Source organism: Haladaptatus sp. W1, assembly GCF_001723155.1.
Lineage (GTDB): Archaea > Halobacteriota > Halobacteria > Halobacteriales > Haladaptataceae > Haladaptatus > Haladaptatus paucihalophilus.
In genome coordinates, this window is sequence record NZ_MEIH01000008.1 from 1 (window position 1) to 11,428 (window position 11,428).

The following is an 11,428-nucleotide window of genomic DNA, read 5'->3' on the forward strand; positions in this document are numbered from 1 at the left end:
TCTCGTCTGCGTAGTCGAGGATTTCCTCGTGAGGAATCCCTCGCAGGAGTTCGGTTTCGACCGGAACGTCCCGTTCGTCCGCCCGCTTTCGAACGTCCGCAATCGCGCTTTCGCCTCGTTCGGTTCGGTCGCGTTCGATGGTGAGCCACTTGGCATCCGACAGGGTACTGTACTCGCGCGTATCGACGACGGACACCGCGTGAATCCGACCCCCCGTGAACGCCGCGAGGTCGAGCGCCTCCGCGATGGCGTCTTCGATTTCGGGACTGCCATCGGTCGGAACGGAGTATCTCGTCGTACATCTCCCGCACGTTCGGTGGGCATCGGAATAACTGTACTGCAGCCACGGCGTTCGAGGGGAAGGTGGGTGTTACTCGAAATACCGCTCCCACACGACGATGACGGAGGGGGTCAACAGGACCGCCGTGAGATACGAGTAAAAGATGCTCAGGGCGGTCACGAGTCCGAACTGGCCGAGAACGGGGGTGATGGCGAGGACGAGGATGCCCGTCCCGGCGACCGTGGTGAGCATGCTGCCGGTCAGCGCGCCCCCGGTTCCGCGGACGGTGCGCGTGAGGGCGGCGAACACGTCCGTTTCGTGTTCGAATTCGTCGGTGAACCGATGAACGACGTGGGCGGAGTAGTCGGTCCCCAACCCGAGCGCGATGGCGAGCACCGTCGCGGTCAGCGCGTTGAACGGGATGCCGAGCAACCGCATCGTCCCGGCGAGGAGTGAGACCGCGACGACGATTGGAAAGAGGTTGATGACGCCGAACGCGGCCCGGCCGACGAGGACGCGATAGACGAACGCGAGAAAGATGGCCGTGGCGAGGAGTGCAGTGGCGAGGCTTCGAAGCGCGGACGCGAAGATGATGGCCGCGATGGACTGGAAGACGACCGTTTCGCCGGTGGCGGTCGCGTCGAGACGGTAGCGATCGGCCACCTGCTGGGCGTCGCGGGTGATGGCGTTCTGCGACGCGCCGCTTTTCATCGTGTAGACGACCTGTGCGCTCCGCTGATCTTCCGTGATGTACTGGAGTGCCTGCCCGCGAGCGGGGGACGAAAGCAACCGGTCGTAAATCTGTCCGAGGTTGTCGTCGGGAACGCCGTCGCCGTCGATGTCGTTTCGCTCGACGAGTCGTCGAAACTCGTCCGACTGACGGCTGTAATTTTGGATGACGGTGATGATACTCTCGGACTCCGCCCGTCTGTCCGCTTGGGCGAAGGACTTCGGCGGATTACGGTTGGCGTGCTGAATCGATTCGAGCGCGTAATCCTCGCGGAGCGGCCCCTGCACGTATATCGTCACGGTATCCCCCTGTACGGCGGCGAACTTCTCGTCGAGGAAGTTCGTCGTCTCGGTGACGGTGTACGTTCCCGGCGCGAACGGTTCGGGAAGGGATTGGAGATAGCTCGGCGTCTGCTCCGGCGGAAGGAAATCCTCGTTCGAAAACGACGTGTCGATGCCGGTCGCGTAGTAGCCCGAAACGACCGTCAGGACGAGCGCGGCGGCGAGAACGACCGGCGCGCCCCGGCGGGCGAGCGTGACGCTCCCCTGCAGGAGTCGTCCCAAGGCGGACCCCTCTTCACCGAGCGGTCGAAGCCCGAACACGGGAAGCCCGACGCGGTCCCGGAACCGGTCAGCTGTGACCTTTGCCGCGGGGAGGAAGATGCCGAAGATGAGGGCCGTGACCACGATGCCAATCGCAGCGACCAACCCGAACTCGCGAATCGGTTGGAGACGACTCGTCAGGTTCGACGCGAAGCCCAACGTGGTCGTTCCCGTGACGATGAAGAACGCGACGAGCAGCTGGTCGGTCGTCCGACGCATCGAAGGGCTGATGTCCAACCCGGTGACGCGTTCTTCCCGGTAGCGGTTGATGGCGTGGATACCGTAGTCGATACCGACCGCGAGGAGCAGGGGCGGAACGGCGACGAGCAGTTGCGTGAACGGAATGCCGATCCACCCCATGAACCCCAACGTCCAGATGATAGTCATCACCAGCGAGACGACGCCCAGCAGGAGGTCGAGCGGGTCGCGGTAGGCGAAGAGGAGAAAGACGAGTATCAGCACCGCGGCGGCGGGTGTGACGATGATGAGCGAGTCGAAGGTGACGTTCGATAGTTCCGACGAGATGACGCCGCTCCCGAACACCCGAATGTCGCTATCGACGCTTCCGACGACCGATTCGGACCGAACCTGAATCCGGGTCAGCGGATCGTCGCCGCTCGATTCGGCACCCGCCTGCTGTGCCAACCCGCGCGGAATCTCGTGCTCGACGATGCCGATGGTCGCCGACGCGGAAGCCGACCGACGGTTGAAATCCTTGCTCAACAAGGTGCGGAAGCCGGGGTTCTTCGCCGCCCGCCGAACTGCGGTTTCGACCTCGGTCGGGGTCGCACGCCGCACAGTTCGAATCTGCGCTTCGAGCGTCGTCGCGTTCGGGTCGAGCGTCCCGGCGACGATTCTCGCCGCGCTCGTCGTCGAGGAAACGCGGAATTCGGTGCGGCGTTCGAGGCGATACTGCGCCTTCAACATTGCCAGCAGTTCGGGTTTCGAGAGCACGTTCCGTCCGGTCTGGATGAGCTGGGTGCTCCCGTTCTCCGCCGCGAACGGCGGCGTGAACTCGCGGTTCACGGCGTCGAACGCCTCCTGTGCCGGGCTGTCCTCGGTGAACTGGCTCGTCCCGGATTCGGTCGAAACGCGAACGAGCCCGGTACCGAGGACGACCGTCAGCACGAGAAAGACTAGTATCACCCTCTTCGACCGGTCGGCTATCCACACGTCGAGCCAATCGATGACGCGTTGATAGTCCACCATCGGAACTCACCGCCGTCGAATGACGAAGACGGCGACGAGGACGAGCAGGACGGCGAGCACGACGATGGCGACGAGTCTCCCGGTTCCGCTCGAAAACGACAGCACGCCCTCCTGCCTCGGTGCCGTCACCCGAATCGGAACCTCGTACGTGTCGGTGAGTTTCGTCTCCCCGTCCGGTGTGTCGTACTGGAAGTCCACCGACATCGGATACGCGTTCGGGAGCGTCCCCCCGTCGGCGCTCACGTCGAACCTGATGGTCGCCGATTCGTTCGGTTCCAGTTTCTCGATGAACGCCCCGTTGTCGTTGATGGTCAGCGGACTGTCCACGAACGCCTGCGCGTCGATGTTCCGCACCGTTCGGTCGTCGTTGTTCGTGACGACGAGCGAAACCGTCGCCGTCGATCCCGCCTCGACCGAGGCGCGTTTCGCGTCGATTCGGAACTCGTCTCGTCGCGGGCCGACTGGAACCCGCGCGTCGAGCGGCTTGCTCTGTCGCGGGTCGCCGTCCTGATTCTGATATCGAACGACGAACGAAAGCTGTTGCGGGCCGCGGTCGGCGCTGTCGCTCACGTCGATTCGGTACTCGAACGGCGTCGATTCGCCCGCATCGAGGGACCCGAGCGCGTACTCCGTCTCCTTCGGCGAGAGGTTCTCCCCCTGCGACGTGAGGTCGAGGACGGCGTTGGGCGCGCGCTGTGGTCCCTCGTTGGTCACGGTCCCGGACACGGTTCCCTCCTGTCCCACGCGCAACGTGCTGGTCAGGGTATCGAACGAGAACGACTGCTCCGGGTCGGGAATGATGCCGATGAGATGCGGCTCCGTCCGATTCCTGGTCCCCTCCTCCCGGTACGAAATCGAGAGGCTGAACGGGTAGCTCCCGCCGACCGTATCGTTCTTCGCCGTCACCCGATACTGGAACGTCTGCCGTTCGTTCGACGACCACTCGTTCACAAACTGGCTGGCGTTGGGCGACCGGCCGAGCGTGAGTTGCTCGTTCGCGGACCGAAGCGACACGATGGCGTCGTTCACGTCCCGCCCCGTGTTCTCCACGGTCACCGATATCACTCCCGTATCGCCCGCCTGCACGTTCGAGGAGATGGACGTCACCTCGAACCGCTCCAGTCGAATCCGCTCGCTCGGTTGTACGCCGAACGTGTACGGTCCCGCCCGCCTCCGCGACCCGTCCCCCGCCGTGAACGAGATGTTCGCCTCGAACGGGTAGTTCTTGACTTCGGCGAACTCCTCCGCGAGGAGGCCGTATTTCACCGTTCGTCGCTCGCCCGCCGCCCAGTTTCCGACCTGCTTTCGGGCGGTCTGTGATGGTCCGAACCGAACGCTTTCGTTCGGTGACCGAACCGAGATGCTCGCGTTCGAAACGTCCTCCCCGGTGTTCTCGAACGTGATGGAGAGGTTCCCGGTCCCGTTTATCGGTACGTTCGAGGCGACCGATACGATTCTGAACTGACCCGTCGGTGTCTGTGCTTCCTGTTCGATAGCCGCCCCGCTCGTCGGATTTGCGGTTCCCGTCCACAGTCCCCCGTGGATGACCAGCAGCAGCAGTCCTATCGAAATGACGGCTCGACCGTTCATCCGTCACGTCCCGTCGAACCCGTCTCCCCCATTTGCGCCATTCGTTTTCCCCGCTCTCTTGTCACGTCGTCATGATTCCTATAGGTTTGGCCCGTCGAACGATGCCGGATGGTGTGTCTCGTTCGCTCACCATATTCGGATTTCGAAAACGAAACGCGATGCCGTACGCTCCGCTGAAGAAGTATCGTTCCCGTTAGAAAGCGTCCGAGGCGGGGACGAGCAAACGCGTGCATTTGCGAGGGTCGAAAGACGCTTTGCGTCTTTCGGAATGTGAACCACGGTCCGGTTCAAATCTTCTCGACCGATGAAAACTGAAACAGAGAAATCGCTCGTGAATCGTTGTTCCTGTTAGAAAGCGCCCGAGGCGGGATTTGAACCCGCGTCACAACCGTGACAGGGTTGTATGATGGGCCACTACACCACCCGGGCCTTCAACGCATCTTCTTCTTTTCCCCGCCCTTATTAAGGGGTGTCGATTTCGTCGTCCTTTGGCACCCGTTATCGCGGGGTCCGGTACGATTTATTTTTCGGGGGACTTCTCCGGTGAACTCGTACTCCTCCGCCCAATTGATTGACGGATGGTCTATTTCCCCTTCAAAGCGAAGTTCCATCTTTTGCTCGGTCGCCTCATCAATTGCTATCCAATAGGTCTTCTTGTTTTCAGGGTACCGAACAACAAACGCGTCTATCTCTCCATCATACGTGTTCTCGTGGTAGTTCCCTTCCTTTGTCGTTTGAGTCTGAGTGTTGAACCGCATCGTTTTTTCCTTGTTCTGCCATGCGGTTTTACATTGAACTCGATATAAATCTCCCATATCGTCTATTATCAAATCGTATTTATCGTTGTCACCGAATGGAATTGAAACGCTGTATCCATAGGATATCATCTCGTGGATTATCTTCGCCTCTGTTTTATCACCTCGATCTTTTGTGTTACCTCTCTCTTCTGACATCCGTTGAAAATAGACTCGATTCCATCTCATTGACTATTTCGGTGTGAGATATGTTAGCGGATTTCAATTGTGTGATTGACTTAGATCGCTAATCGTCATTCAGCCAAACAACGTCCGAGACAGAATTCGTCTTCCATCGAGGTTGAGAGATGGACTCACCATACGCGAGTTATTGTTCTATCTGGTAATGTCCAAGGCCAAATCCAAATACCCGTTTGCGCGAAGACGAGAAATAGCGGATGCACTGCTCGTGAATCGTTGTTCCGTTAGAAAGCGCCCGAGGCGGGATTTGAACCCGCGTCACAACCGTGACAGGGTTGTATGATGGGCCACTACACCACCCGGGCCTTCAACGCATCTTTTCCTTTCTGGCTTGTACTCTTAAGGCTTTCCAAAGCCGTCCCGTGTGGGGGTTCGTACCGAGGGATGCTAACACATCCCGATTGCCCAAACCATTTATACCAGAACGGAGTAGATACAGGTGTTCAGTTGGGAACTTCCGTCCATTTGTGCGGAGGTTCGGGATAGCCGAGCGTGTGCGAACCGACTTAGCAAGTCTTAAATGAGTGCTGCGTGTAATACCCTGTAGTATCTCGTGATAGCCATTTCTCCCGCTAGCCGGAAACTCGCGCACACATGGTAGACGTAAGCCAACACAAAATGGTTCCGGAGCACTCAATCGTCGATTCGGACGAAATCGACGAGGTGCTCGCGGAATACGACATCAAGAGTACAGACCTGCCGAAAATCAAGCGGACCGACCCCGCGCTGCCGGACGACGCAGAGCCGGGTGACGTCATCAAAATCGTCCGCAACTCCCGAACGACGGAGAACGCCGTCGTGTATCGACTCGTGGTGGAATAATGCAACAGGAAGATCGACGCACACTATCGAGGGAGTATTTCTCGAAAGAACGACTCGCGGAGCATCACTACCGCTCGTTTAACGCCTTCCTGAATCGCGGTATGCAGGAAGTCGTAACCGAGAAGGGAATAATCGACACGGACATCGGTGACAAAGAGGGCGAAGAACCGGTGTTCGTCGAACTCGGCGACATTCGCGTGGTCACCCCGCGCGTACGTGAGGCGGACGGAAGCGAAGAGCTCCTGTATCCACAGGAAGCGCGCCTCCGCAACATCACGTACGCCGCACCGGTTTTCATGGAGATGACCATCGTCAAAGGAGAGGGCGACGACAAGCGCGTCGTCGACTCCACCGAGACGAAAGTCGGTCGGATGCCGATCATGGTCGGCTCTGAGAAGTGTAACATCGCCAACTTCGACAAGGAGGACCTGGTGGAGATCGGTGAGGACCCCGCCGACCCCGGCGGCTACTTCATAGTCAACGGCTCGGAGCGCGTGCTGATGACCTCCGAGGACCTCGCCCCGAACAAGATTCTCGCCGAGTACGACACGAAGTACGGCGACGAGATTCAGGTCGCAAAGACGTTCAGCCAACGCCGCGGCTACCGCGCGCTGGTTCTCGTCGAGCGCTCGCGCGACGGCCTGCTCGAAGTGTCGTTCCCGTCGGTGTCCGGACGCGTGAACTTCGTCACGCTCGTTCGCGCGCTGGGACTCGAATCCGACGAAGAGATCGTCCACCGCGTCTCCGACGACCCGGAGATCGTGAAGTTCATGCTCGAAAACCTGGAGGCCGCCGAAGTCCAGACCCAAGAGGAGGCCATTGAAACCCTCGGGAAGCGGGTCGCCTCCGGACAGGGCAAGAACTACCAGCTGAAGCGTGCGAACTACGTCATCGACCGCTATCTCCTGCCGCACCTCCACGAGGACGGTGTCGAGGAGGAGGAAGTGCGCATCAACAAGGCGTACTACCTCGCTCGGATGGCCGAGGCGTGTTTCGAACTTGCGTTGGGACGCCGCGACTCCGACGACAAGGACCACTACGCCAACAAGCGGCTGAAGGTCTCCGGCGACCTCATGAAGGACCTGTTCCGCACGGCGTTGAACAAACTGGCGCGCGACGTGAAGTACCAGCTCGAACGCGCGAACATGCGCAACCGGCAGTTGTCCGTGAACACGGTGGTTCGGTCCGACGTTCTCACCGAACGTCTCGAACACCCGATTGCGACCGGGAACTGGGTCGGTGGCCGCTCCGGCGTCTCGCAGTTGGTCGACCGGACGGACTTCATGGGTGTGCTGTCACACCTTCGCCGTCTCCGCAGTCCGCTGTCGCGGAGCCAGCCTCACTTCGAGGCGCGTGACCTGCACGCGACCCAGTGGGGTCGTATCTGCCCGTCCGAGACGCCTGAAGGACCGAACTGTGGTCTGGTGAAGAACTTCGCGCAGGCGATGGAGCTGAGCCAGAACATCGAGGACGAACAGGAACTCAAACAGGAACTGTCGTCGATGGGAGTCGAGGGGATTCCCGGAATCGAGAGCATCGAAGGGAGCGCAGACTGATGAGTCAGGGACGAGAAGCGAAAGTATACGTCAACGGCAGTTTGGTCGGGACGCACCCCGACCCCGAACAGCTCGCAAATCAGGTACGAGAGGCACGTCGGCGCGGCGACGTGAGCGAGATGGTGAACGTCTCGGTCAAGGGACGGACCAGCGAAGTCATCATCAACGCGGACGCGGGTCGTGCCCGCCGTCCGCTGCTCGTGGTCGAAGACGGCGAGACTCGTATCACGGACGAGGAAGTCGAGGCGCTCAACCAGGGCGACCTCTCGTTCGACGAACTCGTCGAGCGCGGTAAAATCGAGTTCATCGACGCCGAGGAAGAAGAGGACATCTACGTCGCGGTCGACGACGACGAGTTGAACGAGGACCACACGCACCTCGAAATCGACCCGCAGCTCATCTTCGGTATCGGTGCCGGGATGATTCCGTACCCGGAACACAACGCCAGCCCGCGCATTACGATGGGTGCGGGGATGATGAAGCAGTCCATCGGGCTGCCGTCGGCGAACTATCGAATTCGCCCGGACACGCGCCAGCACCTCTTCCACTACCCGCAGCTCTCCATGGTGAAGACGCAGACGACGGAGCAGATCGGGTTCGACGACCGACCCGCCGCTCAGAACTTCACCGTCGCGGTCATGAGCTACGAAGGGTTCAACATCGAGGACGCGCTCGTCATGAACAAAGGCTCGGTCGAACGCGCGCTCGCTCGTTCGCACTTCTTCCGGACCTACGAGGGTGAAGAACGTCGCTACCCCGGTGGACAGGAGGACCGCTTCGAGATTCCGAGCGACGACGTTCGCGGTGCCCGTGGCGAGGACGCGTACACGCACCTCGACGAGGACGGACTGGTCAACCCCGAGACGCGCGTGGACGAAAACAGCGTTCTGCTCGGCAAGACAAGTCCGCCCCGGTTCCTCGAAGAACCGGACGACATGGGCGGACTGTCGCCGCAGAAACGCCGCGAGACGAGCGTTACGATGCGCTCGGGCGAATCCGGCGTCGTGGACACCGTGACGCTGATGGAGGGCGAGGACGGCTCGAAGCTCTCCAAGGTGTCGGTGCGCGACGAGCGAATTCCCGAACTCGGGGACAAATTCGCATCGCGGCACGGGCAGAAAGGTGTCGTCGGCCACATCGCGCCGCAGGAGGACATGCCCTTCACGCAGGAGGGTGTCGTTCCCGACCTCATCGTCAACCCGCACGCGCTGCCGTCGCGCATGACGGTCGGTCACGTGCTGGAGATGATCGGCGGAAAGGTCGGTGCGATGGAAGGTCGCCGCGTCGACGGGACGGCCTTCTCCGGCGAGGACAAAGAAGAACTCCGCTCGGCGCTGCAAGAGCGCGGCTACAAGTCGTCCGGCAAGGAGATCATGTACTCCGGCGTGACGGGCGAGAAGATCGAGGCGGAGATTTTCGTCGGCACCATTCTCTATCACAAGCTCTACCACATGGTGTCGAACAAACTCCACGCCCGGTCGCGCGGCCCGGTGCAGGTGCTGACGCGCCAGCCGACGGAAGGTCGTGCCCGCGAAGGTGGTCTCCGAATCGGGACCATGGAGCGTGACTGTTTCGTCGGACACGGCGCGGCACTGGCGCTCAAAGAACGGCTTCTCGACTCCTCCGACCGCGAGTGGATCTACGTCTGCGGTCAGTGTGGCATGAGCGCGGTCGAGAACATCGACCAGAACCGCGTTTACTGCCCGAACTGCGAGGAGGAAACGGACATTCACGAAATCGATATGAGCTACGCTTTCAAGCTCCTGCTCGACGAGATGAAAGCCCTCGGCATCGCGCCGCGACTCGAACTGGAGGATACAGTCTAAAATGTCAACAAATCAAACTCCCAAGGAGATCGGCTCCGTCAGCTTCGGCCTGATGGACCCGGAGGAGTACCGAGAAATGTCGGCGACGAAAATCATCACCGCCGACACCTACGACGACGACGGATTCCCCATCGACATGGGGCTGATGGACCCGCGATTGGGCGTCATCGACCCCGGTCTGGAGTGTAAGACGTGCGGGCAACACTCCGGCTCGTGTAACGGCCACTTCGGTCACATCGAACTGGCTGCCCCGGTCATCCACGTCGGATTCACGAAACTCATCCGCCGTCTCCTTCGCGGTACCTGCCGCGACTGTTCCCGACTTCTCCTGACTGAGGAGGAAAAGGAAAAGTACCACGGCATGCTCACGCGGACGAAGGAACTCGGCAACGACATCACCGACGTGACGAAGGCGGCGATTCGAGAGGCGCGGAAGAAGGACCGGTGTCCGCACTGTGGTGAGATTCAGTACGACATCAACCACGAGAAGCCGACGACCTACTACGAGGTCCAGCAGGTGCTCACGAGCGAATACTCGGAGCGCATCGCGTCCCGGATGCAGGGTCGAAACGAGGAGGGCGACGAGGACGAGGACCTCGAACCCGTCTCGCCACAGGAACTCGCGGACAAGACGGACATCGACCTCTCGCGCATCAACCAGATAATATCCGGCGAATTCCGTCCGCGCGAGGCGGACCGGAAGGCCATCGAGAAGGCGCTTTCCATCGACCTGACGACCGAGGACATGAACAAGCTGATGCCCTCGGACATCCGCGACTGGTTCGAAGACATCCCGGACCAAGACATCGAAGCGCTCGGCATTGATTCGAGTCGCTCGCGCCCCGAGTGGATGATTCTGACCGTCCTGCCGGTGCCGCCGGTGACGGCTCGTCCGTCTATCACGCTGGACAACGGCCAGCGCTCCGAGGACGACCTGACCCACAAGCTGGTGGACATCATCCGCATCAACCAGCGGTTCATGGAGAACCGCGAGGCAGGTGCGCCACAGCTCATCATCGAGGACCTGTGGGAACTGCTCCAGTACCACGTCACGACGTTCATGGACAACGAGATTTCGGGCACGCCGCCCGCCCGTCACCGCTCCGGGCGTCCGCTGAAGACGCTCTCCCAGCGGTTGAAGGGGAAGGAAGGTCGCTTCCGTGGCTCGCTGTCCGGGAAACGCGTGAACTTCTCGGCACGGACCGTCATCTCGCCAGACCCGACGCTCTCGCTGAACGAGGTCGGCGTCCCGCGACGGGTCGCCCGCGAAATGACCCAGACGATGAACGTCACGCCGCGAAGCATCGAGGAGGCCCGACGCTATGTTCGAAACGGACCGGAGGGTCACCCCGGCGCGAACTACGTCAAGCGGCCGGACGGGCGACGATTGAAGGTCACCGAGAAGAACTGCGAGGAACTCGCGGAGAAGGTCGAACCGGGATGGGAGGTCAACCGACATCTCATCGACGGCGACATCGTTATTTTCAACCGACAGCCGTCGCTGCACCGGATGTCCATCATGGCCCACGAAGTGGTCGTGATGCCGTACAAGACGTTCCGGCTGAACACCGTCGTTTGTCCGCCGTACAACGCCGACTTCGACGGGGACGAGATGAACATGCACGCCCTCCAGAATGAGGAGGCACGCGCGGAGGCGCGCGTGCTCATGCGCGTGCAGGAACAAATCATCTCCCCGCGCTTCGGTGAGAACATCATCGGCGCGATTCAGGACCACATCTCGGGAACGTATCTCCTCACCCACCACAACCCGCACTTCAACGAGACGCAGGCGCTCGACCTGCTCCGTGCGACGCGGAT

General features: G+C 60.8%; 8 protein-coding genes and 2 tRNA genes. 4 read left to right on the plus strand and 6 right to left on the minus strand.

Annotation, left to right across the window (positions count from 1 at the left end):
- The 6 genes from BG842_RS00290 to BG842_RS00315 all read right to left on the minus strand — a co-directional run.
- A partial coding sequence (locus BG842_RS00290; protein WP_342764789.1) for a universal stress protein occupies positions 1-343 on the minus strand: 343 nt, incomplete at its 3' end.
- A 27-nt stretch (positions 344-370) separates the two neighbouring features.
- The gene (locus BG842_RS00295) at positions 371-2,821 is read right to left on the minus strand and encodes an RND family transporter (RefSeq protein WP_069449218.1); all 2,451 of its coding nucleotides are present in this window, start codon (positions 2,819-2,821) and stop codon (positions 371-373) included.
- A gap of 6 nt (positions 2,822-2,827) precedes the next feature.
- Positions 2,828-4,411 carry a COG1361 S-layer family protein gene (locus tag BG842_RS00300; protein WP_069449219.1) on the minus strand — a complete coding sequence of 528 codons (1,584 nt, stop codon included), beginning with the start codon at positions 4,409-4,411 and terminating at the stop codon, positions 2,828-2,830.
- 356 nt (positions 4,412-4,767) lie between these two features.
- Positions 4,768-4,840 (minus strand) — tRNA-Asp (locus BG842_RS00305).
- A 2-nt stretch (positions 4,841-4,842) separates the two neighbouring features.
- Positions 4,843-5,364: a group I intron-associated PD-(D/E)XK endonuclease gene (locus BG842_RS00310; RefSeq protein WP_254662791.1), complete on the minus strand. Its 522-nt coding sequence runs from the start codon at positions 5,362-5,364 to the stop codon at positions 4,843-4,845.
- A gap of 274 nt (positions 5,365-5,638) precedes the next feature.
- Positions 5,639-5,711, minus strand: a tRNA-Asp gene (locus tag BG842_RS00315).
- 289 nt (positions 5,712-6,000) lie between these two features.
- Between BG842_RS00315 and BG842_RS00320 the strand changes: the two genes are divergently transcribed.
- The 4 genes from BG842_RS00320 to BG842_RS00335 all read left to right on the plus strand — a co-directional run.
- Positions 6,001-6,228 carry a DNA-directed RNA polymerase subunit H gene (locus tag BG842_RS00320; RefSeq protein WP_007979681.1) on the plus strand — a complete coding sequence of 76 codons (228 nt, stop codon included), beginning with the start codon at positions 6,001-6,003 and terminating at the stop codon, positions 6,226-6,228.
- Positions 6,228-7,784: a DNA-directed RNA polymerase subunit B'' gene (locus BG842_RS00325; RefSeq protein WP_007979678.1), complete on the plus strand. Its 1,557-nt coding sequence runs from the start codon at positions 6,228-6,230 to the stop codon at positions 7,782-7,784. Before BG842_RS00320 ends, BG842_RS00325 begins: the two co-directional genes overlap by 1 nt.
- Positions 7,784-9,610: a DNA-directed RNA polymerase subunit B gene (rpoB, locus tag BG842_RS00330; RefSeq protein ID WP_007979677.1), complete on the plus strand. Its 1,827-nt coding sequence runs from the start codon at positions 7,784-7,786 to the stop codon at positions 9,608-9,610. The genes BG842_RS00325 and rpoB overlap by 1 nt, the downstream gene beginning before the upstream one ends.
- Before the next feature lies 1 nt (position 9,611).
- On the plus strand, positions 9,612-11,428 hold a 1,817-nt coding region (locus BG842_RS00335; protein ID WP_139135963.1), incomplete at its 3' end, for a DNA-directed RNA polymerase subunit A'.